Below are 24,074 nucleotides of genomic sequence, written 5' to 3' on the forward strand. Positions count from 1 at the left end.
GGCTGAACTCAGCCGCGCTCCGGATCGAGCAACTGCGCCAGATGTATGCCGGGTCGGTCGCGCAAGTCCCGTGCCTGGGTCCGGCAGGAGAATCCATCGGCCAGCAATACGGCATCCGGCGCCGCGTCGAGCGCTGGAAGCAGTTGTCGTTCAGCGATTTTGACCGACACTTCGTAATGCCCGACCTCGACGCCGAAGTTGCCGGCCAGCCCGCAACAACCGCCGAGACGCTGCACCTGGGCACCGGCTGCCTGCAAGAGCGCAGCATCTGGTGACCACGACATCACCGCGTGGTGGTGACAGTGTGGCTGGGCGATGACCGACACTCCGGACAGGTCGGGCGGGGTCCACCCGGGCAGCTCCCACAGGAACTCCGCCAGCGTCTGCACCGCACCCGCGACCCGCTCAGCTCGTTCGTCACCCACGAGTTCGCGCGCGTCGCTGCGATAAACGGCGGTGCACGATGGTTCGAGTCCGACGATCGGAATCCCTTGTGCCACAGCGACATCCAGGTCGCCGATGGTCTCGCTCAGGATCTTGCGGGCGGCGTCCAGTTGGCCGGTCGAGATCCAGGTCAGCCCGCAGCAACCGTCACGCGACGGGATCACCGGCTCGACACCGGCGGCTCGCAGCACGCGCACGGCCGAGATGCCGACCTCGGGCGAGAAGTGATCGGTGAAGGTGTCGATCATCAGCGCGACGCGATCGGGCGCTCCGGCGCTCTCCTCCACCGTGCGCACGCCGTTGTCCGCCGCCCACGAGCGGAAGCTGCGCGGCGCCAGATCGGGCAACGACCGCCGCGCGTCCACCCCGGCCAGCCGCTTGAACATGCCGACACCGTCGCCGATGCCCAGCGCCCGCCGAGCGAGCCGAGGAGCCTTGCCGCCCAAGCGAATCCACTTCGGCAACTGCCCCAGCGAATAGTGCGCCACCGGCCGCACCCGCCCCTTGTAGGTCTGGTGCAGCACCTCCGACTTGTACGACGCCATGTCGATGCCGGTCGGGCAGTCGGACAGACAGCCCTTGCACGACAGGCACAGGTCGAGCGCGTCGTGCACCTCCGGCGCGTCCCAGCCGCGCACCAGGGAGCCGTTGAGCATCTCCTGCAACACCCGGGCGCGGCCTCGCGTGGAATCCTTCTCCTCCCCGGTCGCGAGGTAGGACGGACACATCACCCCGGGTGCCGGATTGTCGGCCCGGCATTTGCCCACCCCAGTGCAGCGATGCACCGCCTGGGTGAAATCACCGTCGTCGTGGATGTATTTGAGCGCCAAGCCTGTTCGCACCTGGCGGGCTTCCGGCACGCGCAGGTTTTCGGTCGGCGCGTCCGGCCGCACGAGCACGCCGGGGTTGAGCAGATCGGCGGGATCGAAGATGCCCTTCACCCGCTCGAAGAGGCCGATTGCCTCGGGTGAATACATCGCCGGCAGCAGACCCGAGCGTGCCCGGCCGTCGCCGTGCTCGCCCGACATCGAGCCGCCGTAGGACGCGGCGAGCGTCGCCGCCGCGGAGAGGAACTCACCGAACCGGGCGGTGCCACCCGGCGCGGCCAGGGGGAAGTCGATGCGGATGTGCAGGCAGCCGTCGCCGAAATGGCCGTAGGGCAGACCGGACAGGTCGTGCGTCGCGAGCAGCGCGTCGAACTCCCGCAGATAGCCGCCCAGCCGTTCCGGCGGCACGGCGGCGTCCTCCCATCCCGCGTGCGCCGGCCGGTCGCGCGGGCTGCGTCCGGCCAGGCCGGCGCCGTCCTCGCGGACGCGCCACAACGCTTGTGCCGCAACGGGATCCTCGACGATCCGGCCGTCGAGCGCATCCGCGCCCGCGACGACCTGACGTGCCCGCGCGGTCACCTCACCCGGGTCGTCGCCAGCGATCTCCACGAAGAGCCAGCCGGCGCCTCGCGGCAGGTCCGGCACCGCGCCCGGCCCGCGCCGGGCACGCACCACGTCGACGATCCGCTTGTCCATGCCTTCGACCGCCACCGGGCCGAAGGGCAGCAGCGCCGGCGCGGCATCGCCCGCGGCGGCGATATCGGCATACCCGAGGACCACGAGCAGTCGGTGCGCGGGCTCGCGGACCAGCCGGACGGTCGCCTCTGTCGCGATCGCCAGCGTCGCCTCGCTGCCCACGAGGAAGCGCGTGACGTCGAATCCGTGCTCCGGCAACAACCGCTGCATCGCGTAGCCGGACACCTGCCGCCCGAACCGGCCGAACTCGGTGCGGATCGTCGCCAGGTGCTCGGACACCAACGCGTCGAGGGTGGCCCAGCCGGGATTCGCGACTAGTTCGGCGCGCGGCTGACCGTGCCGGGTGCTCAACACCTGGCCGCCCGCGGTCACCACCTCCAGGCCGAGCACATTGTCCGAGGTCTTGCCGTAACCCAGCGCCCGTGATCCGCAGGCGTCATTGCCGATCATGCCGCCGATCGTGCAGCGGCTGTGGCTCGATGGGTCCGGCCCGAAGCGCCAGCCGGCTGGCAGGGCCACCCGCTGCAGCGCTGCGTGCACGATGCCCGGCTGCACCCGCGCCCACCCCTCGGCGGCATCCAGCTCGAGCACGGCGTTCATATGCCGGCTGAAATCCAGCACGACCCCGGTGCTCACCGCATTGCCGGCGCAGGAGGTGCCCGCGCCCCGCGCGGTGACCGGCACGCCCAGCGAGCGGCATACGGACAGGGCGGCGAGCACTTCGTCGCGGTCGTGCGGTCGCACGACCGCCTGCGGCACCAGCCGATAGAGCGAGGCGTCCGAGGAGAAGGCAGCACGAGATGTGTTGTCGCTCAACACATCTCGCACACCGGCCGCGGTCAGCGCGGCGAGCAACTCAGCGGGCGAGCTCACGGATTGGTGCACACGACTTTGTCGGCCGGGATGTAGGTCGTGGTCAGCGCTTCGTTCTTGACCACCACGCCACCCCGGCTCACCACCCGGGTCACGGTCACGCTGAAACCGTCCATCGGCGGCTGCGGGATGCAACCCTTCTTCTTCACGGTCTGGGTCTTGGGCGGCTTGATGTTGAACGGCTTGCCGGTGCTCGAGCTCACGGTGAAGACCTTCTTGCCGTAGAGCCGGATCACCGCGGCGTGCCCCTCGATGCCGGCCCGGATGCGGATCGAGGACCCGGAGTCATTGGTCCACTTGTTGTCGATCGTGGGATCCCACAAGGTCGCCTCACGCCCCATCGGATAGCGCGGGATCCAGTAGGCGTGCGCGGTGTGCTGATCGAGCTGCAACCCGGCGAAGAAGGTCGCGTTGTAGAGCGTCGTCGACACCTGCGAGATGCCGCCGCCCATGCCGAGCTCGTCCACGCCGTTGACGAGGACCGGCGCGTTGACATAGCCGTTCGCGGCGTCGATCGGCAGCAGCGCGTTGAGCAGGGAGAACTGTTCGCCCGGCGCGACGACCATGCCGTTGATCTTGGCGAGGGCCACCCGGATGTTGCGAGTGCGCGCGGCATCCTTGGGGGCGGTCGGGAAGTTCGACACGAACTCCGACATCAACTCATCGCCCGGGGGCGACTTCTTCAGCATCGCGCTGGTGACCTCGGCCTTGGCCGGCTTGGCCGCCAGCGTCATCGTGCGCGACGGGCTGGTGAGGGCCGCCAGCAGCAACTTGTCGGCGCCGGTGGGGTCGACGGTGCTGCCGTCCTTTTCGGCGACGATCTGGTCGCCCTGGTAGTGCGCGTTCACCGGCGGCGTGGCGAGCTCGGGCGACATCGAGTCGAGCACCGAGGCGAGTTTGGCCTGGTCGACATAGCCCTGCAGCTCACCACCGACGACCTTGGTCGACAGCACCGCGGAGATATTCGCAGGCGTCAGGGACGCACTGCGCCCGCCGACCACGACCTTGACCGGTGCGGACATCGCCGGGTTGGCGAAGGAGGTGAGATAGCGGTCGATGTCGGCATTGCTGATCACCGCCTCCTGCTCACTGATCGGAGCGGTGTATGCCGTCGTGCGCGGCCAGCCGGCCGCGATCTGGTCCGCGAGCGCGGCCGCGTTGACGCCCTTGCCGGGGGTCGAGCGCACCACCTGGACCTTGCCGTTGACGAATTTGACCGAGCCATTGACCGGCGCACCCTTGATCACCTGGCCCGCCTGGGAGACCGCGGCGGCAAGAGCCTCCTTGTCGACGGTCGGCTTGAGCGTGCGCTGCGGTCCGCCACCGGTGAGGTGGTGCCACACCACGGTCGGCGACAACGAGAAGCCGGTGAGGCCGTCGACCGTGCCGGCGGCGTCATAACCCAGCCCGGCCTGCGCCGGGTTGATGGTGAAGGATTTGCCGCCCGCGGCCACCGTGATCGGCGGTGCCTTGGCGACCTTGGCGCGCGCTGCGTTGTTGGCCTTGAGCTGGGCGTCGGCGCCATCGAGGGTGCCGATCGGCACGCCGTCGACCGTCGTGCCCCGGGGCACGGTGTCGGTCGTCATCGCGGCGGCCCCGACATACCCTCCGGCGAGCAGCACGACCAGGGCGCTGCCACCAGCAATCCACGCGCCACGACGCCGCTTGCGCGGGGCCGTGGCCTGCTGCTTGGTCATCTACGTCCTCAACTCACCGTGCCGAACTGCCCGCGGTAATACACCAGGGCGTCCCCCGCGCGATCCGATGTGTCCATCGAGAGTACGGCCCCGATCACCAAGGTGTGATCACCTGCGACATGCGTGTCGACCGTGCGGCACTCCAGCGTCGCGAGCGCGTCGTCCACCAGCGCCACACCGGTCTCGCCCCGATGGTGGGCGATCCGGTCAAGTTGGCCGTGCAGGGGGCGACCGCGCGTCGCGAGCCAGGCGGCCGCGGGCCGCGCCTCGGCGCGCAGGATGCTGACGCCCCAGACCCCGGCGTCGATCACCGCGTCGTGGAAGCGCGCCTCCCGCTCGACAGACACCAGCATCAGCACCGGCTCCAGCGACACCGAGATGATGGAGTTGGCGGTCATCGCGTGGTCGATCTCGCCGGCGGTGGTGGTCACGATGCTCACGCCGGTGGCGAGCCGACCGACCACCCGGCGGTAGTCATTGGGGTCGACCGTCACCGCGGGTCTCCTGCCGCGTCGCCGGCGATCAGCCGTCCGGTGGCCGGATCGACGAGCGCGAAACCGTCGCGGTCGGGCAGTTGCTGGGCCAGGTCGTCGGACAACATGAACCAACCCTGGCGCACCTGCACCTGTGTGCGGTGACAGCGCAGGGCGTCGTCTCGCACGGCGGCCGCGCGCGGTGAGCCCTCGATGATCGTCACCAGGTCGTCGTCCACGACCGAGGGAGGGTATGCCGCGTCCGGGTCGGGCAGCCGCACACCCGCACCCGCGCGCACGGTGCCCCGCACCCACCTGCGCCGCTGCTGCGCCCACGACCGCGGCACCAGGGTGATCCGGCATTCCGGGCGGCGCGCCGACCGTGCGGCCCCGGCCAGGGCGACCCGGTGGGCCTGGACGTGGTCGGGATGCAGGTAGCCCCCGTGCTCGTCGTAGGCCACCACGATGTCGATCTGCTGCTCGTCGATGTAATCGGCCACGACCTGCCCGAGCGGCTCCACCTCGGCGGCCGCGAAGGCGCGCGGATGGTGAGCCGACGGCGACCCCGCCATACCGGAGTCGCGCAGCGGACGGCCGGCCAGGTCGGCCAGCAGACTCGCCCGAGCGACGCCGAGTTTGCTTGTCGCACAGGCGAGTTCGTCGCGCCGGACCTCGGCGAGCGGGTCAGGAGCGTCGGGGTCGCGGGCTTCGCCGGCGGGCAACTCGAGGTGGCGCAGCTCCGGCGGGATCACTTCGCCCTCCTCGCCGAGGGTGCAGGTGATGAGGTGCACCTCGTCACCGTCCAGCACGTGCTGCGCGATCGAGACGCCGGTCCACAGCGTCTCGTCATCCGGGTGTGCATGGAGGTAGAGGAGACGGGTCATGGGCGCAGGCGGGGGGATTACCGGCGGCTGCGGGCGAGCGCGCGGGCGCGCTCGGTCTGGTCCAGGATCACCTTGCGGATGCGGACGTCCTCAGGGGTGACCTCGACACACTCATCCTCGCGGCAGAACTCCAGGCTCTGCTCGAGCGAGAGCTTGCGCGGCGGGATCACCTTCTCGAAGTTGTCGGCCGAGGAGGCGCGCACGTTGGTGAGCTTCTTCTCCTTGGTGATGTTGACGTCCATGTCGTCAGCGCGCGAGTTCTCCCCCACGATCATCCCCTCGTAGACCTCGGTGGCCGGTTCCACGAACAGGGTGCCACGTTCTTGCAGGTTGACCATGGCGTATGCCGTGACCGCGCCGGTCCGGTCCGCGACCAGGGACCCGGTCAGCCGGGTGGTGATCGGGCCGAACCACGGCTCGTAACCATCGAAGACGTGGTGGGCGATGCCGGTGCCGCGGGTCTCGGTGAGGAACTCGGTGCGGAAGCCGATCAGACCGCGCGAGGGCACCTTGAACTCCATCCGGATCCAGCCGGTGCCGTGGTTGGTCATCTGCTCCATCCGGCCCTTGCGGGCGGCGAGGATCTGGGTGATCGCGCCGAGATATTCCTCGGGGGTGTCGATGGTGAGCGCCTCGACCGGCTCGTGCACCTTGCCGTCGATCTCCCGGGTGACGACCTGCGGCTTGCCCACGGTCAGCTCGTAACCCTCGCGGCGCATCTGCTCCACCAGGATCGCCAGCGCGAGCTCACCACGGCCCTGCACCTCCCAGGCGTCGGGGCGGTCGGTCGGCAGCACGCGCAGCGACACATTGCCGATCAGCTCGCGGTCCAGGCGGTCCTTCACCAGCCGCGCGGTGACCTTGGCGCCGCGCACCTTGCCGGCCAGCGGGGAGGTGTTGGTGCCGATCGTCATCGAGATCGCCGGCTCGTCAACGGTGATGAGCGGCAACGGGATCGGGTTGTCGGGGTCGGCGAGAGTCTCACCGATGGTGATCTCCGGGATGCCGGCGACCGCGATGATGTCGCCGGGGCCGGCCTGGTCGGCGGGCTCGCGCTCCAGCCCGCGCGTCATCAGCAACTCGGTGATCTTCACCTTCTGCTGGCTGCCGTCCGCCTTGCACCAGGTGACCTGCTGTCCCTTGGCGATCTCGCCCTGGTGCACGCGCAGCAGCGCGAGGCGGCCGAGGAAGTTGGAGGAGTCCAGGTTGGTGACATGCGCCTGCAGTGGCGCGCCCTCGTCGTAGGTCGGCGCGGGGATCGTCTGCAGGATGGTGCGGAAGAGCGGCTCGAGATCGTTGCCCTCGGGCAGCTGCCCGTCACCGGGCCGGTCGGTCGAGGCGACCCCGGCCTTGGCGCTGGCGTAGACGACCGGGAAGTCGAGCTGGTCGGCGTGGCCCTGCGCGTCGTCGAGCAGGTCCATGAACAGCTCGTAGGTCTCCTCCTCGACCTCCTCGATCCGCGAGTCGGGACGGTCCACCTTGTTGATGCACAAGATCACCGGCATCCGCGCGGCGAGCGCCTTGCGCAGCACGAACCGGGTCTGCGGCAGCGGACCCTCGGAGGCGTCCACCAGCAGCACCACACCGTCGACCATTGACAGGCCGCGCTCCACCTCGCCACCGAAATCGGCGTGCCCCGGGGTGTCGATGATGTTGATCGTCACCGGGGTGCCGTCAGCCGACGGGCCGTCATACGAGATCGCGGTGTTCTTGGCGAGGATGGTGATGCCCTTCTCCCGCTCGAGGTCGCCGGAGTCCATCACCCGCTCGCCGGTGGTCTCGACCGTCTGGCGTTCGCTGAACGCACCGGTCTGCCAGAGCATCTTGTCCACGAGGGTGGTCTTGCCGTGGTCGACATGGGCGACGATCGCGACATTACGGATGTCGCTGCGGGTCTGCTGGGGCATGAGGGCCATTCTCTCAGGGATTCCGCGGTGCCCTGACCACGGCCCGGCCCACCGTTCACCGGCACTGGCCGCGAAGGTCTCGGAACGGTTTCACCTTCACCGAAGGTGTCGCTACCACCCGGTACCCGACTATGGTCCCTCTCACTTGCGGGCGGCCACCGTCGCCCCCCTTTCAGATCCGTTTGAGGAGAGAACGCATGACCGTCTCCCGAAAGGCCGCCGCGGTTGTGGTCTTCAGCGCCGCCGCGCTGAGCCTGTCCGCCTGCGCCAAATCCGACCGCGGCAGCGGCACCTCCGGCAGTGGTGGGGCGGGTGGCAACTCCGACGCCACGCTGACCTTCGCCGCCGCCGGCGCCCCGTCGACCTTCGACCCCTTCTACGCCAGCGACGGTGAGACCTTCCGGATCACCCGCCAGTTGTTCGAGGGCCTGGTGAGCTTCAAGCCCGGCACCGCCGACCTCGCCCCGGGCCTGGCGACCAGCTGGAATTCCTCCAAGGACGGCAAGACCTGGACCTTCAAGCTGCGCACCGGCGTGAAGTTCAGCGACGGCACGCCCTTCAACGCGGCCGCGGTCTGCAAGAACTTCGAGCGCATGGACAACCAGAACGACGCCGGCCAGAGCGCCGCGGAGTACTGGGCGACCAACATGATCGGCTTCAAGAAGTCCAAGGACGACCTGTTCCAGGGCTGCACCGCCAAGGGCGACGCCGAGGTGGAGTTGAAGCTGCTACGCGCCACTAGCAAGTTCCCCGCGCTGCTCGGCCTGTCGTCCTTCTCGATGCAGAGCCCGACCGCGATGGACAAGTACAAGGCCAACAACATCAGCGCTCAGGGTGAGGGCTTCGCCTACTCCGAGTACGCCAAGAGCCGCCCGACCGGCACCGGGCCGTTCACCTTCTCCTCGTATGACGTGGCCAACAAGACCGTCACCCTGGTGCGCAACGACAACTACTGGGGCGACAAGGCCAAGGTGAAGAAGCTGGTCTTCCAGATCATCCCGGACGCCACCCAGCGCAAGCAGGCGCTCCTCGCCGGCCAGATCGACGGCTACGACCTGCCCGCCCCGGTGGACTGGGACTCGCTGAAGAAGGCGGGGATGAACCTCGAGGTCCGCCCGGCGTTCAACATCCTCTACCTCGGCCTGAACGCCAAGAAGAACCCGGCGTTGAAGGACCTCAAGGTGCGCCAGGCGCTGTACTACGCGATCAACCGCGAGCAGCTGGTGAAGTCTCAGCTGCCCGACGGCGCGAGCGTCGCGACGCAGTTCTACCCCAAGACCGTCGACGGTTACAGCGACGGCGTCACGAAGTACAACTACGACCCGAACAAGGCCAAGGACCTGCTCAAGCAGGCCGGCCAGTCCAACCTCACGATCGACTTCTGGTACCCGTCCGAGGTCAGCCGGCCCTACATGCCGGACCCGCAGGCGATCTTCCAGGCGATCAAGGGCGACTGGGAGAAGGTCGGCGTCAAGGTCAAGCCGGTCACCAAGCCGTGGGCCGGCGGCTACATCACCGGCACGCAGGGCGGCGCGGCCCCGGCATACCTGATGGGTTGGACCGGTGACTACAACACTCCGGACAACTTCCTCGGCAGCTTCTTCGGCTCGACCAAGGGCCAGATGGACACCGGCGCCTACCCGTGGGGCACGACGCTCGCGTCCGACCTGGCCAAGGACGACAGCATTGTCGACCCGACGCAGCGCACCGCGGCATACAAGAAGCTGAACGAGCAGATCATGAGCCAGTGGCTGCCCGGCCTGCCGATCAGCTCTTCGCCGCCGGCGGTCGTCTTCGGCAAGGGCGTGAGCGGGGTCGTCGCGAGCCCGCTGACCGCCGAGGACTTCTCGACCGCGGTCAAGAAGTAAGGGCGAATCGGGCGGCGGCCGCGGACCTTTCGCGGCCGCCGCCCGCTGCACGACCGCCGGCATACCGAAAGGACGACCGTCTTTGCTTCGCTATATCGCCCGCCGGGTGCTGCAGATGATCGGCGTGATGTTCGCGCTGTCACTGCTCATCTTCGCCTGGCTGCGGGCCCTCCCCGGCGGCCCGGTCGACGCGCTCCTCGGTGAGCGCGCCACCCCGGAGCGCCGCGCCGCGCTACGCAAGGTGCTGGGGCTGGATCAGCCGCTGCCGGTGCAATACCTGAAGTTCCTCGACAACGCGGCACACGGCAACTTCGGGGTCAGCAGTGCTGTGCAACCGGGCACGGACGCGATGCAGGTCTTCCTCACCCGCCTGCCAGCCACCATGGAGCTCACCGGCGTCGCGATCGTGCTGGCGCTCGCGACCGGCATACCGCTGGGTTATCTCGCGGCCAAGCGGCACGGCGGCATCTTCGACAACCTCGGCGTGCTGCTGTCCCTGGTCGGCGTCGCGGTGCCGGTCTTCTTCCTCGCCTTCGTGCTCAAGCAGTATTTCGCCGTGGACTGGCAGTTGCTGCCGCTCAACGGCCGGCAGAACCCCGACCTCAATGCCACCCGCGTGACCGGATTCTTCATCCTGGACGGCATCCTCACCCGCGAGTTCGACGCGTCCTGGGATGCCTTCTTGCACCTGATCCTGCCGGGCGTCGCGTTGGCGACCATCCCCTTCGCGGTGGTCTTCCGGATAACCCGCGCCTCCGTGCTCGACGTGCTCGACGAGGACTTCGTCCGCACGGCCGAGGCCAAGGGCCTCACCCGCCAGGTGATCCGCCGCCGGCATGTGCTGCGCAACGCGCTGCTGCCGGTGGTCACCACGATCGGTCTGCAGGTCGGTGGCCTGCTCACCGGCGCGGTGCTGACCGAGACGGTGTTCTCGATCGCCGGGCTCGGTGACGCGATGAACCTGGCCTTCCAGCAGAAGGACTTCTCGGTCTTGCAGGTCCTGATCGTGATGGCCGCCACCACGTATGTCGTCGTCAACCTGCTCGTCGACATCGCCTATGCCTATATCGACCCGCGCGTGCGCACGAGGTGACCCGATGGCTGCCATGAACCTGAACCGCAAGAAGCAACGTGTCGACGAGCTCGCCGCGACCACCGGCGCCCGCGTCGAAGGCAATGTCGACGCAGGGGGCATCAAGGACGCCGAGGGCGTCAGCCTGCTCGCCAGCGCCTGGCGCCGGCTGCGCCGCAACCCGGCCTTCCTCATCGGCGCGGTGGTCGTCGTCCTCTTCGTGCTGGTCGCGCTCTTCGCGCCGGTGCTGACCGGACACGACCCGAGCACCCGCTACCTGATCGGCGAGGTCAGCCAGCAGAACAACCCGGTGCCCAAGGCCCGCCCGGGCTTCCCGCTCGGCGGTGACCCGGTGGGCCGCGATCTCTACGCCCGCCTGGTCTTCGGCGCCCGCAACACCTTGCTGGTGGCGGTGCTCGCGACGCTGACCGGCTTCGTCGGCGGCCTGATCCTCGGGTCGCTGGCCGGCGCCTTCGGCGGCTGGGTCGATTCGGTCGTCATGCGCGTGGTCGACATCATGCTGTCCCTGCCGTCGCTGCTGCTGGCGTTCTCGATCGCCGCCCTCTTCGGCCGCGCTTCGCAATGGAGCGTGATCCTCGCCGTCGGTATCGCGCAGATCCCGATCTTCGCCCGCCTGCTGCGCGGCGCGATGATGGCCCAGCGCCACAGTGACCACGTGCTGGCCGCCCGGTCGCTCGGGGTGAAACCGGGCTCGATCGTGCTGCGGCACATGCTGCCCAACTCACTCAGCCCGGTGCTGGTCCAGGCGACGATGGTGGTAGCCACCTCGATCATCGACGCAGCGGCCCTGTCGTACATCGGTGCCGGCAATGCCGACGACACTCAGCCCGAATGGGGCCAGATGCTCGGTCAGGCGCAGAATCTGATCGACTCCTATCCCCACCTCGCGGTCTATCCGGCGATCTGCATCATCGTCGTCGCCCTTGGCTTCACGCTCATGGGCGAATCGCTGCGCGAGGCCCTCGACCCCAAGTCCCGGAGGTGACCTCACGATGAGCACCCAGACCACGGACATCCGACCCGCCCCTCGCGCCGATGGCGACGCACTGCTCGCGGTGCGCGACCTGACCGTCGAGTTCGGTGCACGCAAGGATCCCTTCCGCGCCGTCGATGGTGTGTCCTTCGACGTCCGGCCCGGCCAGATCGTCGGCCTGGTCGGTGAGTCCGGCTGTGGCAAGTCGGTCACCTCGCTGGCGATCATGGGGCTGCTGCCCAAGCGCGGCAACCGGATCTCCGGCTCGGCCGTGTTCGAAGGCACCGACCTGATCTCGTTGTCCGACAAGCAGATGCGTGATCGTCGCGGCCGTGACGTGGCGATGATCTTCCAAGATCCGCTGTCGTCGCTGAATCCCGTCATACCTCTGGGCATCCAGGTGACCGAGGTGATGGAGCGGCACCGCGGGCTGAAGCGCAAGCAGGCCATGCCCGAGGCGCGCGACCTGTTGGAGAAGGTCGGCATCCCCGACCCGAACCGGCGGCTGAAGGACTACCCCCACCAGTTGTCCGGCGGCATGCGGCAGCGGGCGCTCATCGCGATGGCGCTGGCCTGCCAGCCTCGGCTGCTGATCGCCGACGAGCCGACGACCGCGCTCGATGTGACGATCCAGGCGCAGATCCTCACCCTGCTCACCGACCTGGTGCGCGACTCCGGCACCGCGCTGATCATGATCACCCACGACCTCGGCGTGGTCGCGGGCATGTGCGACGAGGTCAACGTGCTGTATGCCGGCCGCATCGTCGAGCGGGCAGCTCGCCACGATCTGTTCGCCGACCCGCGGCATCCCTACACCTACGGTCTGCTCGGCTCGATCCCCCGGCTGGACAGTCCGCGCGGGCAGCGACTGAACCCGGTGCCGGGCTCGGTTGCCGACAACCTGCCGTGGACGAGCGCGTGCGCCTTCGCACCGCGGTGCTCCCAGCCGATCGCCCAGTGCCGTGAGCAGAGTCCCGAGCTGGTCGAGACCGACCCCGGCCTGGACGGTCCGCGGCTGCTGCGCTGCTTCAACCCGATCACGAAGGAGACCTCGTGAGCACCGCCCTCGACACCACCGCCGACCGCCCGGCCGCGACGGGCGACGCGCTCGTCGAGGTGCGTGGGCTGAAGGTGCACTTCCCGATCAAGCGCGGCGTGATCTTCGACAAGACCGTCGGCTATGTGTATGCCGTCGACGGCGTCGACCTGCAGATCAACTCCGGCGAAACCTATGGCCTGGTCGGCGAATCCGGCTGCGGCAAGTCGACGCTCGGCCGGGCGCTGCTGCAGCTCGAACAGCCCACCGAGGGCACCGTGGTCTTCGACGGCACCGACCTGTCGACGCTCAAGGGCGAGGCGCTGCGCCGCAAACGCAAGGACATGCAGATGGTCTTCCAGGACCCGCTGTCCAGCCTCGACCCGCGCCAGACCGTCGAGGCGTTGCTGCTGGAAGGCATGCAGGCGCACGGGCTGACCAAGGACAAGGCGGCGGCGGGCGCCCGGCTGCGCGAACTCCTCACCGCGGTCGGGCTGCCGGTCGCGGCGCTGAAGAAGTACCCGCACGAGTTCTCCGGCGGTCAGCGTCAGCGCATCGGGATCGCGCGGGCCCTGTCGGTCGACCCGAAGCTCATCGTCGCCGACGAACCGGTGTCCGCGCTGGACGTGTCGGTGCAGGCCCAGGTGATCAACCTGCTGGAGTCTCTGCAGGAGCAGTTCGGCCTCACCTATCTCGTCGTCGCCCACGACCTGGCGGTCGTGCGGCACATCAGCGACCGGATCGGCGTGATGTACCTCGGCGCACTGGTCGAGGAGGCCGACGCCGATGACCTGTATGCCGAACCGCTGCACCCCTACACGCGCGCGCTGATGTCCGCCGTGCCGGTGCCCGATCCGGTAGTCGAGGACAAGCGCGAGCGGATCATCCTGGCCGGTGACCTGCCGAGCCCGGCCAATCCGCCGTCGGGCTGCCGGTTCCACACCCGGTGCCCGTGGCGCCAACCGACGCGCTGCGACGACGAGCGGCCCGAGCTGCGGGTGATCGACATCCCGGGCGCTACCGCCACCCATCGGGTGGCCTGCCACTTCGCCGAGCAGATCCGCTCGGGCGAGTTGCAGCCGCACGAGGTCGAGGCGACTGCGACCGATCCGAATGCCGTCGAGTCCGACGAGCACGGCCCCTCGGCGCCGGCCTCAGCGGTCGAGATCTAGGGCCGACCGGCGGCCGGCTTGACCGCGTGCGGGTTGCGGAAGAAGAGCACCGCGACGACGGCGAGCACCACGACCGCCGCGGGCAGGTAGAGCGACTCCCCCATCGCGCGGGAGAAGGCCTCCGCGGCCTGCGGCGGCAACCGCCGGGCTCCGGCCGAGGCGCCCTCGGACATGCTGCCCACGGCCGCACCGAGATGCGCGGCGAGGCGCGACTCCATCAGGGTCGCGATCGCGGCGCTGCCGAGGACCGCGCCGACCTGCCGGGTGGTGTTGTAGACGCCCGAGCCGGCCCCGGCACGTTGCGGCGGCAGCGTGCGGGTCGCGGTCACCGACAGCGGCGACCACATGAACCCATTGGCGACGCCGAGCAGGACCACCGGCAACACCAGCTGCCACACCGGGGTGTCGCTGCCGACCACGAAGCCGAACCACGCGAGAGCGTAGGCGAAGCAACTCAGCCCGAAGGCAGCGAGGATGCGCGGGTGCAACCGGTCCACCAGCCGCCCGACGATCGGGGACAGCACCACGGTGACCACGGCCATCGGCACGAGCAGCAGCGCGGCCCGGGTGGGCGACCAGCCGCGCACCACCTGGGCGTAGAGCATGATCGGGAAGGCCATCGCGGTGATGCCGAAGCCGACCACGCCGATCGCGAGATTGGCCAGGGAGAAGTTGCGGTCGGCGAAGAGCACCAAGGGCACCAGGGGCTCTGGGCTGCGGCGCTGCCACGCCACGAAGGCCACCAGCACGACCAGGCCGAGCACGATGAGCAGCGGCACCGAGACGAACCCGGTGATCGTGCCCCAGTGGTATTTCTGCCCCTCCTGGATGCCGAAGACGAGCAGGAACATGCCGACCGCCGAGAGCGCGACGCCGACCAGGTCGAAGCGGTGGCTGTGCACCGGCAGGGTCGGCACCAGCCGCGCCGCCAGCACGAAGGCCAGCACACCGACCGGCACGTTGACGAAGAAGATCCACTCCCAGCCCGCGTTGTCGACCAGCACGCCGCCGAGGATCGGGCCGACCAGGGTCGCCACGCCGGCCGTGGCACCCCATGCGCCCATCGCCTGGCCCCGGCGCTCGGCCGGGAAGATCCGGGTGATGATCGCCATCGTCTGCGGGGTGAGCAGCGCGGCGCCGAGACCCTGCACCACCCGCGCGGCGATCAGCATGCCGATGCTGCCGGTGAGCCCGCACCACAGCGAGGCCAGGGTGAAGATCGTCAACCCCAGCAGGTAGACCCGCTTGGGCCCGAACCGGTCGCCGAGACGGCCGGTGACCAGCAGCGGCACGGCATACGCGAGCAGATAAGCGCTGGTGACCCACACGACGCCGTTGATGTCGCTGTGCAGGTCGGCGATGATCGCCGGCGTCGCGACCGACACGATGGTCGAGTCGACGAGGATCATGAAGAAACCGAACAGCAGCGCGAAGAGCGCCCGCCAGGGGCTCGCGTCCTGCTTCGGGGCGGCGCGGTGGCGCCCGGCGACCTGTGTCATTGCGCTCACGCTAGACCCCGGCTCTGACAGCTCAGCATTGCCTCACCTTCGTGGACGATGCCGCCGTCGGCGGCCAGAGTAGGCAGGCCCGCACCCCGCAGAAGGAGTTGAGGCGATGACCGCCGAGCAGCCCGTCGAACTGCAACACCACGAGCCACACGACGCCGCCGACGCCGGGCGGCTGAACTGGCTGCGCGCCGCGGTGCTCGGCGCCAACGACGGTGTCATCTCGGTGGCCGGCCTAGTCGTGGGTGTCGCCGGCGCGGTGGCCGGCACCGACCATGCCCGCTCGACCCTGCTCGTCACCGGGGTCGCCGGGCTCGTCGCCGGGGCCCTGTCGATGGCCGCCGGTGAATATGTCTCGGTGAGCACCCAGCGTGACGGGGAGAAGGCGCTGCTGGACAAGGAGCGCTGGGAGCTGGAGAACCTGCCGCGCGAGGAGCTCGAGGAGCTCACCCAGATCTACGAGGGCAAGGGTCTGCGCCGCGAGCTGGCCGAGCAGGTCGCCGCCGAGCTCACCGCGCACGACGCGCTCGCTGCCCACGCCGAGGTCGAGCTCGGCATCGACCCGGACGAACTCACCAACCCCTGGCACGCGGCCTGGGCCTCGATGGCGTCGTTCACCATCGGTGCCCTGTTGCCCGTGCTCACCATCCTGTTGCCGAGCTCGGTGAACGTGCCGGTGACCTTCGTCGCGGTGGCGATCATGCTGGCGATCACCGGCTTCGCGAGCGCGCGGATGAGTGACGCCGACCCGCGGCGCGCGCTGCTGCGCAATGTTGGCGGCGGCGCGATCGCGATGGCGGTGACCTACGCGATCGGCCACTCCCTGGGAGTCAGCGTCTGACCCGGCTCAGAACAGCCCGTGGATCGCGCCGTCCTCGTCGACATCGATCCGCTCGGCCCCGGGCTTCTTCGGCAGCCCAGGCATCGTCATCAGGTCACCGCAGACGAACACCACGAACCCGGCGCCGGCGTTGAGGCGAACCTCGCGCACGGTGAGGGTGTGCCCGCTCGGGGCGCCGCGCAGGCTCGGGTCGGCCGAGAAGGACGTCTGCGTCTTGGCGATGCAGACCGGCAGCGCGCCATAGCCCTCCTCCTCGAACTGCTCAAGCTGCCGCTGCACCGCCGAGGACATCTCGACGCCGGCCGCGCCGTAGATGCGGGTCGCGACCGCGGTCACCTTCTCGAGCAACGAGGCGTCGGTGTCGTATGCCGTTCGCAGGGTCCCCGGGGCGGCCGCCGTCACCACCGCGCCAGCCAGGTCGGCGGCGCCCTTGCCACCGTCGGTGAAATGGGTGGCCACTTGCAGCGCGACGCCCAGCTCACCGGCCCGCCGGCGCAGCACGTCAAGCTCGGCCTCGGTGTCGCTGGGGAACCGGTTGACGCCGATGACGACCGGCAGCCCGAAGACCTCGCGCAGATTGCCGACATGCCGGTCGAGGTTGGCCAGGCCGCGCTGCAGCGCCGCGGTGTCCTCGCGCTCCAGGTCGGCGACGGCGACGCCACCGTGGTATTTCATCGAGCGCACGGTGGCGACGACCACCGCGACGTCCGGCCGCAGACCGGCCATCCGGCACTTCAGGTCGAGGAACTTCTCCGCACCCAGGTCAGCGCCGAAGCCGGCCTCGGTCACCGTCCAGTCCGCGAGCGCCAGCCCGGCGGTCGTCGCGGCCACCGAATTGCACCCGTGGGCGATATTGGCGAACGGGCCGCCGTGCACGAAGGCCGGATTGCCCTCGAGCGTCTGCACCAGATTGGGCGAGATTGCCTGTGCGAGAAGGGCGGCCATCGCTCCGTGGGCCTTAAGGTCGGCCGCGGTCACGGGTGATTTGTCCTGCCGACGGGCGACGACGATGCGCCCCAATCGCTCCTTCAGGTCGGCGAGCGAGGTGGCGAGGCAGAAGATCGCCATCACCTCCGAGGCGACCACGATGTCGAAGCCGGTCTCCCGCGGGACGCCATGGGTCGGGCCGCCCAGACCGATGACGATGTCACGCAGCGCGCGGTCGTTCACGTCCAGCACGCGCTTGAGCATGATTCGGCGCGGATCGATGCCGAGGGCGTTGCCCTGGTGCAGGTGGTTGTCGAGCATCGCGGCGAGCAGGTTGTTGGCCGCGGCGATGGCCGCGAAGTCACCGGTGAAGTGCAGATTGATGTCGGTCATCGGGTTGAGCTGGGCGTAACCGCCGCCGGCCGCGCCACCCTTCATGCCGAAGACCGGACCCATCGACGGCTCGCGCAACGCGGCAACTGCCTTGTGCCCCAACAGGTTCAGCGCGTCGGTCAGCCCAACCGTGGTGGTGGTCTTGCCCTCCCCCGCCGGCGTCGGGCTGGTCGCGGTCACCAGCACCAGCTTGGCGTCGGCGCGCCGCGGCAGGCCCTCCAGCCAGCGGTGGTCCACCTTGGCGACGTGGTCGCCATACCGGAACAGGTGAGCGGGAGGTATGCCGAGACGCTCACCGATCTGGTCGATCGGGCGCATCGGCCGGGACGCCGCGATGTCGACGTCGGAGGGCCAAGAAGTCATGGTCCCTGAGTCTGTCACCTGCCCCTGAGCGGTTGGCGGCAGTAGCCTTCGCGCATGACCGACGTGAAGAGCACCGCCGTGCCGGCCGGCGTGGAGACCAACGGCCTCAACGTGATTGACGAGTCCGAGCGCAAGGGCCGGCCCTCGTCACTGTTCTGGCCGTGGTTCGCCTCGAATATCTCGGTGCTGTCGATCTCGTATGGCGCCTTCGTGCTCGGCTTCGGCCTGTCCTTCTGGCAGGCGCTCGCCGCGGCGATCGTCGGCACGGTCGCGTCTTTCGCGCTGTGCGGCTTCGTCTCGCTGGCCGGCAAGCGTGGTTCGGCACCCACGATGACCCTGTCGCGGGCGCCCTTCGGCGTGCACGGCAACCGGGTGCCGTCATTCCTGTCGTGGGTGCTGACCGTGGGCTGGGAGACCGTGCTGGTCGTGCTGGCGACCCTGGCAACCTCCACCGTGCTGACCCGGCTCGGCTGGGGCGGCGGCACGATCTCCAAGATCATCGTGCTGATCCTCGTCGCCGGCGTGACGGTGCTTGCCGGCATCTTCGGTTTCGACTTGATCATGCGGGTGCAGACCTTCATCACCATCGCGACCGCGGTGCTGACCGTCGGCTACATGATCCTCGCCGCCTCGCACATCCAGTGGAGCGCCGTCACCGCGCACAAGTCCGGTGGTGCGCCGCAGTTCTTCGGGGCTCTGGTGATGGTGATGACCGCGCTCGGGCTCGGCTGGGTCAACTGCGCGGCCGATTACAGCCGCTATCTGCCGCGTTCGGCGTCCAGCGGCGGCGTCGTCGGCTGGACCACCCTCGGCGGTTCGCTCGGCCCGATCGTGCTGATCGTCTTCGGTCTGATGCTGTCGGCCAGCGACCAGAAGCTCGCCGACGGGGTGGGCGCCGACCCGATCGGCGCGCTGACCCCGATCCTGCCGACCTGGTTCCTGCTGCCCTTCCTGCTCGTCGTGCTGCTCGGGCTCATCGGCGGCGCGGTGATGGACATCTACTCCTCCGGCCTCGCGCTGATGAGCGCGGGCCTGCCCGTGCCGCGACCGGTCGCCGCCCTCATCGACGGCATCATCATGTCGATCGGTGCCGCGCTGGTCGTCTTCGTCGCCAAGGACTTCCTCGGCCCCTTCCAGGGCTTCCTCATCACCGTCGGCGTGCCGATCGCGGCGTGGTGCGGGATCTTCCTCGGCGACCTGCTGCTGCGCAAGCGCGACTATGACGAACCCTCGCTCTTCGACGCCCGCGGCCGCTACGGGTCGGTGCAGCCAATCCCGTTGGCACTCATCGCAATCGGCACCGTGGTGGGCTGGGGCCTGGTGACCAACAGCCTCGCCTCCTGGCTGCAGTGGCAGGGTTACCTGCTCGGCCCGATCGGTGGCAAGGAGGGCGACTGGGCCTACGCCAACCTCGGCGTGCTCGCTGCCCTGCTCATCGGCTTCCTCGGCACCCTGCTCACCAAGTCGGTCGTACGCCGCGAGGAGGCGACCGCGTGACCCGCGGCGACGCCCTGGTCTGCATCGACCTGCAGCGCGTTTTCGCCGACCCGAAGAGCCCGTGGGGTTCGCCGATGTGGGGACCGGCTTCGGCATACATCGAAGGGATCCTCGGGGACTATCCGCGCACGATCTTCACCCGGTATGTCGCCCCCGAACGTCCCGTCGGCGCGTGGCGCGATTACTTCGAGCAATGGCCCTGGGCGAAGGTGTCGGCGGACGACCCGTTGTATGCGTTGATGCCGCCGTTCACCGCCGAGCAGACGCTCGACCGCACGACCTTCGGCAAATGGGGACCGGAGTTGGCGGAGCTGCTCGAGGGCACGAATACCGTTGACGTGGTTGGGGTTTCGACCGACTGCTGTGTGGTGTCGACGGTGCTGGCGATGGCCGACGCCGGGGTGCGCACCCGCGTGCTCGCCGCTGGCTGCGCGGGCTCGACGCCCGCCGAGCACGAGCGCGCGCTCGGCCTGATGGAGCTCTACGCCCCGCTGGTCACCGTCGTGCGCTAGGCGAGCGCGAAATAGCGCAGCCAGACATAACCCCACGCGATCGCGATCGTGATCGGGGCGACGATCAGGCCATATTTGGTGAACCGCCAGAACGAGATCGGGTGACCGTTGCGCGCGGCGATGCCGAGCACGACGACATTGGCCGACGCGCCGACCGCGGTCGCGTTGCCGCCCAGGTCGGCGCCCAGGGTGAGCGACCACCACATGGCGTGCGCCTGGGTGGGGTCGGCGCCCTTGGTGAGGTCGACGACGAGCGGTGCCATGGTCGCGACATACGGGATGTTGTCGACGATGCCCGACAGCAGGCCGGACACCCACAACATCGCCGAGGCACCGGCCAGCCAGTGGCTGCCGATCGCGCTGGTGAGCCACTTGCCCATGTCCCCGATCACACCGACGTGCACCAGGCCGCCGACCATGACGAACAGGCCGGCGAAGAAGACGAGCGTCGGCCACTCGACCTCTTCGAGGTATTCGGCCGGTTCGAGCTTCGGTGACAACGCCACCGCGGCTCCCGCGCCGAGCAGCGCCACCATCGACGGAGCCAGGCCGGTCAGCGAGTGGGTGACGAACCCGATGATCACCAGCGCCAGGACGCCACCGGAGGTGACCAGCAGGCGCTTGTCCCGGATGGCTTCCTTCTCGTCCAGCTTCATCAGCGCGGCCGCCTTGGCGGCGTCATACTCCAAACCGCGCGCGAAAAGGAATTTGCACAGCAGCAGGAAGACCCCGAGCAGCACGACCACGATCGGGCCCATGTGCACGAGAAAGTCGTTGAACGACAAGCCTGCTCGCGACCCGATGATGATGTTGGGCGGGTCACCGATCAGCGTCGCGGCACCGCCGATATTGGAGGCCATCGCCTCGGCGATGAGGAAGGGCACCGGTGGCGCGTCGAGCCGGTCGCACACCAGCAGGGTCACCGGCGCGATCAGCAACACGGTCGTGACATTGTCGAGCAGCGCCGAGGCGATCGCGGTGATCAGCACCAGCATCACCATGATCCGCAGCGGGCGCCCACGCGCCTTCTTGGCCGCCCAGATGGCGAGGAACTCGAAGGCGCCCGTCTGCCGGATCACGCTGACCAGGATCATCATCCCGAGCAGCAGGAAGATGACATTCCAGTCGACGCCGGTCTCGGTGCTGAAGAACGCCGTCTCCTCGTCGACGGCGCCGAGCAGCACCATGAGTGCGGCTCCTCCGAGGGCAGCGGCGACCCGGTGGATGCGTTCGGTGGCAATGAGGACGTAGGCCGCCAGGAAGACGGCGACCACAGCGGCTGTCTGCACTAGCCCTCCTGGCCGTGCTCGGGCAGCAGGTGCGACATCAGCTTGCCCATGCGGATGACGCCGAGGATCTCTCCGCCCTCGCCCTCACAGACCACCGCGATCGGGCTGTGCATGCGCGCCATCACCGCGGCCACCTCGATGCCGGTGGCGTCGCCGTCGACCACCGGCAGGTCCTCGAGGTCCTTCTTCTTGGGCAACACGTCGCGCACCGTGACCGAGGCCAACTTGCGCGCGAACGCGTCGGAGGCCTCCTCGTCATACACGCGCGCCAGGTGCGGGTCGTCCTGGACGTACTGCGGGATCACGAAGTTGAGCACCTGCGAACCCGGTATGACGGTGTGCGGCTTGCCGTCCTCGCCGCGCACCACGATGCCGGGCAGATTGCGCTTGGCCATCGCGGCCGCCGCCTGCAGCGCATCGGTATCCAGGTCGACCACCGGGAAGGGTTCGGCCATCTCTCTCGCACGCACCCCTCAACCCTATCGAGCGGCATGGGGGTCTCCCGACTAAGCGATCGCTCAGTTACGGTGGGGCCATGAAGCGACAGCTCTCCGATGAGGACGCCGCCTTCCGTCAGCGGATGCGCGAGTTCTTCACGACCCAGGTCCCAGAAGACATCCGCACCCGATGGGCGGCCGGCGCCGAGGAGGGGATGGATGACCTGATCCGCCGCTCGCAGCAGCTGCTCAATGCCAACGGCCTCGCCGTGCCGGGCTGGCCGAAGGAGTGGGGCGGCCAGGACTGGTCCACCCTGCAGCGGCAGATCTGGCACGAAGAGATGCAGGCCGCGTCGGTGCCGCCGCCGCTGGCCTTCAACGCCAATATGGTCGGCCCGGTGATCGCGGCCTTCGGCAGCGAGGAGCAGAAGCAGCGCTTCCTGCCCGCCACCGCCAACCTCGACATCTGGTGGTGCCAGGGCTTCTCCGAGCCGGACGCCGGCTCGGACCTGGCCTCGCTGCGCACGACAGCGGTGCGTGAGGGCGACGAATATGTCGTCAACGGCCAGAAGACCTGGACGACCCTCGGGCAGTATGCCGACTGGATCTTCGCCCTCGTGCGCACCGATCCCAAGGCGCCGAAGAAGCAGATGGGCATCTCCTTCCTGCTCATCGACATGTTGACCCCCGGCATCACCGTGCGCCCGATCCAGTTGATCGACGGCGGCCACGAGGTCAACGAGGTGTTCTTCGAGAACGTCCGCGTGCCCGCCGACCAGCTCGTCGGCGAGGAGAACAAGGGCTGGGATTACGCGAAATTCCTGCTCGGCAACGAGCGCGTCGGCGTCGCCCCGGTCGGGTCGATCAAGCGCAAGCTCGCCGACGCCAAAACGTATGCCGCCTCCATCGCCACCCCGACCGGCACGCTGCTCGACGACCCGCTGCTGGCAGCGCGGATCGCCGAGCTCGAGACCGAGGTGATGGCACTGGACCTCACCGTGCTGCGGGTGGCCGCCAACTCCAAGGACGGCAAGCCCGACCCGGCCTCCTCGATCCTGAAGCTGCGCGGCAGCCAGCTGCAGCAGGACGTGCTCGAGCTGATCGTCGACATCGCCGGGCCGATGGGCCTGCAGTGGGCAGCCGGCGACGAATTGCCGGGCTGGGCAACGCATTCCACCCCGACCTACCTGAACTTCCGCAAGGCGTCGATCTACGGCGGATCCAACGAGGTCCAGCGGCAGATCATCTCCGGCGGCATCCTCGGACTGAAGGGCTGAGACATGGACTTCACGATCGACGACGAACAGCGGGCGCTGCGCGACGCGGTGCGCGATATGGCGAGCCGGTTCGCCCCGCCGGAGGAACGCGACAAGGTGCCGACCGGGCCGCGAGCCCACGACGCCAAGGCGTGGACGGCGCTGGCCGAGATGGGCCTGCTCGGCCTGCCGTTCGCCGAGGACGCCGGCGGCATGGACGCCACTGCGGTCGAGGTGGTGCTGGCTGCCGCCGAACTCGGCAAGGCGCGCGTGCAGACGGCATACGGCGAAGCCCTCGTCGCGGCGTCCCTGCTCGCGGCGGCAGGTGACCAGAAAGCGTTGCTGGAGAAGGTGATCGACGGCTCGGCGCTGGTGCTGCCGGCCTTCGCCGAGCCCATGCGCGCGTGGGCGCCGCACGACCCGTCGGTGACGGCATCGGGCGGATCGCTCAGTGGTGTGAAGGCGCCCGTGCCGATCGCTGAGGTCGATGCTGTGCTGGTGACCGCCTGCGAGGGCGACCAGACCGGGGTCTACCTGGTCGACTCGCCGCAGGTGTCCGATGGTGCGCTGAAGCTGGATGGCACCGCCGCCACAAAGCTCAACGTGAGCGCCGATGACCTTGACGCCGCACTCAACCTGGGCATCGTCGCGCTCGCCGGTGAGGCGCTCGGTGCGATGGACGCCGCGCTCGCGATGACGGTGGACTACCTCAAGACGCGCAAGCAGTTCGGGGTGCCGCTGATGACCTTCCAGACGCTGACCCAGCGCGCCGCCGACATGTACGTCAGTGTCGAACTCGCCCGCAGCACAGTGCTTTACGGCGCGATGACGCTGGCCGAGCGCCCGTCGGACAACGCGACGGCGTCCCGGGTCAAGGTGCTCACCGGTCGCACCGGCCGGCACGTTGGCCAGGAGGCGATCCAGCTGCACGGCGGCATCGGCATGACCGCCGAATATGCCGTCGGGCACTACACCACCCGGCTCACCGCGATCGAGCACACCTTCGGTGACACCCGCTATCACCTGGGCCAGCTCGCCCGCGACGTCAGCGACCACGCCGAGGTCGACGTCTTCGCCTGAGGCGCCTCCTCGTCTGATCCAAGCCGCGGGG

General features: G+C 69.0%; 19 protein-coding genes. 10 read left to right on the forward strand and 9 right to left on the reverse strand.

Translation table 11 applies throughout. The features are described 5' to 3' along the window. Nucleotides 1-8: 8 nt before the first annotated feature. The 5 genes from G9U51_RS04700 to typA are packed head-to-tail and all read right to left on the reverse strand — an operon-like array spanning nucleotide 9 to nucleotide 7,801. Nucleotides 9-2,840 (reverse strand): FAD-binding and (Fe-S)-binding domain-containing protein, encoded by a 2,832-nt coding sequence (locus G9U51_RS04700; protein WP_166194030.1) that lies wholly within the window; start codon nucleotides 2,838-2,840, stop codon nucleotides 9-11. Further along, nucleotides 2,837-4,537 carry a VanW family protein gene (locus tag G9U51_RS04705; RefSeq protein ID WP_166194033.1) on the reverse strand — a complete coding sequence of 567 codons (1,701 nt, stop codon included), beginning with the start codon at nucleotides 4,535-4,537 and terminating at the stop codon, nucleotides 2,837-2,839. The genes G9U51_RS04700 and G9U51_RS04705 overlap by 4 nt, the downstream gene beginning before the upstream one ends. Before the next feature lie 8 nt (nucleotides 4,538-4,545). Further along, the gene (locus G9U51_RS17270; RefSeq protein ID WP_328823317.1) at nucleotides 4,546-5,031 is read right to left on the reverse strand and encodes a flavin reductase family protein; all 486 of its coding nucleotides are present in this window, start codon (nucleotides 5,029-5,031) and stop codon (nucleotides 4,546-4,548) included. Further along, nucleotides 5,028-5,894, reverse strand: a complete 867-nt coding sequence (locus G9U51_RS17275; RefSeq protein ID WP_235945547.1) for a PIG-L family deacetylase — start codon at nucleotides 5,892-5,894, stop codon at nucleotides 5,028-5,030. Before G9U51_RS17275 ends, G9U51_RS17270 begins: the two co-directional genes overlap by 4 nt. Before the next feature lie 17 nt (nucleotides 5,895-5,911). Further along, complete coding sequence (gene typA / locus G9U51_RS04715; RefSeq protein WP_166194036.1) at nucleotides 5,912-7,801, reverse strand: translational GTPase TypA; 1,890 nt, start codon at nucleotides 7,799-7,801, stop codon at nucleotides 5,912-5,914. A gap of 197 nt (nucleotides 7,802-7,998) precedes the next feature. On the opposite strand from typA, the gene G9U51_RS04720 reads away from it, so the two are divergent. The 5 genes from G9U51_RS04720 to G9U51_RS04740 all read left to right on the forward strand — a co-directional run bounded on the left by G9U51_RS04720 (nucleotide 7,999) and on the right by G9U51_RS04740 (nucleotide 13,943). Then, a complete protein-coding gene (locus G9U51_RS04720) occupies nucleotides 7,999-9,669 on the forward strand; it encodes an ABC transporter substrate-binding protein (protein WP_166194039.1) in 1,671 nt (556 codons plus the stop codon). An 82-nt stretch (nucleotides 9,670-9,751) separates the two neighbouring features. Continuing rightward, a complete protein-coding gene (locus tag G9U51_RS04725) occupies nucleotides 9,752-10,762 on the forward strand; it encodes an ABC transporter permease (protein ID WP_166194042.1) in 1,011 nt (336 codons plus the stop codon). A 13-nt stretch (nucleotides 10,763-10,775) separates the two neighbouring features. Next, complete coding sequence (locus G9U51_RS04730; protein ID WP_207948068.1) at nucleotides 10,776-11,747, forward strand: ABC transporter permease; 972 nt, start codon at nucleotides 10,776-10,778, stop codon at nucleotides 11,745-11,747. A 7-nt stretch (nucleotides 11,748-11,754) separates the two neighbouring features. After that, nucleotides 11,755-12,792, forward strand: a complete 1,038-nt coding sequence (locus G9U51_RS04735) for an ABC transporter ATP-binding protein (protein ID WP_166194048.1) — start codon at nucleotides 11,755-11,757, stop codon at nucleotides 12,790-12,792. Then, nucleotides 12,789-13,943 carry an ABC transporter ATP-binding protein gene (locus G9U51_RS04740; RefSeq protein ID WP_166194051.1) on the forward strand — a complete coding sequence of 385 codons (1,155 nt, stop codon included), beginning with the start codon at nucleotides 12,789-12,791 and terminating at the stop codon, nucleotides 13,941-13,943. Before G9U51_RS04735 ends, G9U51_RS04740 begins: the two co-directional genes overlap by 4 nt. Here the strand turns inward: G9U51_RS04740 and G9U51_RS04745 are convergent. Continuing rightward, nucleotides 13,940-15,442 (reverse strand): DHA2 family efflux MFS transporter permease subunit, encoded by a 1,503-nt coding sequence (locus G9U51_RS04745; RefSeq protein WP_166194054.1) that lies wholly within the window; start codon nucleotides 15,440-15,442, stop codon nucleotides 13,940-13,942. The two genes, G9U51_RS04740 and G9U51_RS04745, sit on opposite strands and share 4 nt — an antisense overlap. Nucleotides 15,443-15,557: 115 nt before the next feature. Here G9U51_RS04745 and G9U51_RS04750 point away from each other — a divergent pair, with 115 nt between their 5' ends. Beyond that, nucleotides 15,558-16,289, forward strand: a complete 732-nt coding sequence (locus G9U51_RS04750; RefSeq protein ID WP_166194057.1) for a VIT1/CCC1 transporter family protein — start codon at nucleotides 15,558-15,560, stop codon at nucleotides 16,287-16,289. Nucleotides 16,290-16,295: 6 nt separating this feature from the next. On the opposite strand, the gene G9U51_RS04755 is transcribed toward G9U51_RS04750, so the two are convergent. Further along, on the reverse strand, nucleotides 16,296-17,972 hold the full coding sequence (locus tag G9U51_RS04755) for a formate--tetrahydrofolate ligase (protein WP_166194060.1): 1,677 nt from the start codon (nucleotides 17,970-17,972) through the stop codon (nucleotides 16,296-16,298). Between the two features lie 54 nt (nucleotides 17,973-18,026). Here G9U51_RS04755 and G9U51_RS04760 point away from each other — a divergent pair, with 54 nt between their 5' ends. Both G9U51_RS04760 and G9U51_RS04765 read left to right on the forward strand, forming a co-directional pair. Further along, a complete protein-coding gene (locus G9U51_RS04760) occupies nucleotides 18,027-19,469 on the forward strand; it encodes a purine-cytosine permease family protein (protein ID WP_166194063.1) in 1,443 nt (480 codons plus the stop codon). Further along, complete coding sequence (locus G9U51_RS04765) at nucleotides 19,466-19,981, forward strand: cysteine hydrolase family protein (RefSeq protein ID WP_171715538.1); 516 nt, start codon at nucleotides 19,466-19,468, stop codon at nucleotides 19,979-19,981. The genes G9U51_RS04760 and G9U51_RS04765 overlap by 4 nt, the downstream gene beginning before the upstream one ends. On the opposite strand, the gene G9U51_RS04770 is transcribed toward G9U51_RS04765, so the two are convergent. Both G9U51_RS04770 and G9U51_RS04775 read right to left on the reverse strand, forming a co-directional pair. Further along, nucleotides 19,978-21,270: an ArsB/NhaD family transporter gene (locus tag G9U51_RS04770; protein WP_166194066.1), complete on the reverse strand. Its 1,293-nt coding sequence runs from the start codon at nucleotides 21,268-21,270 to the stop codon at nucleotides 19,978-19,980. The genes G9U51_RS04765 and G9U51_RS04770 overlap by 4 nt on opposite strands. Beyond that, nucleotides 21,270-21,740, reverse strand: a complete 471-nt coding sequence (locus tag G9U51_RS04775) for a CBS domain-containing protein (protein WP_166194069.1) — start codon at nucleotides 21,738-21,740, stop codon at nucleotides 21,270-21,272. The genes G9U51_RS04770 and G9U51_RS04775 overlap by 1 nt, the downstream gene beginning before the upstream one ends. 65 nt (nucleotides 21,741-21,805) lie before the next feature. On the opposite strand from G9U51_RS04775, the gene G9U51_RS04780 reads away from it, so the two are divergent. Beyond that, nucleotides 21,806-22,984: an acyl-CoA dehydrogenase family protein gene (locus tag G9U51_RS04780; protein WP_166194072.1), complete on the forward strand. Its 1,179-nt coding sequence runs from the start codon at nucleotides 21,806-21,808 to the stop codon at nucleotides 22,982-22,984. 3 nt (nucleotides 22,985-22,987) lie between these two features. Beyond that, on the forward strand, nucleotides 22,988-24,043 hold the full coding sequence (locus tag G9U51_RS04785; protein WP_166194076.1) for an acyl-CoA dehydrogenase family protein: 1,056 nt from the start codon (nucleotides 22,988-22,990) through the stop codon (nucleotides 24,041-24,043). Nucleotides 24,044-24,074: the final 31 nt, after the last annotated feature.

The sequence above is a fragment of the Metallococcus carri genome, from assembly GCF_011440275.1.
Taxonomy (GTDB): domain Bacteria; phylum Actinomycetota; class Actinomycetes; order Actinomycetales; family Dermatophilaceae; genus Metallococcus; species Metallococcus carri.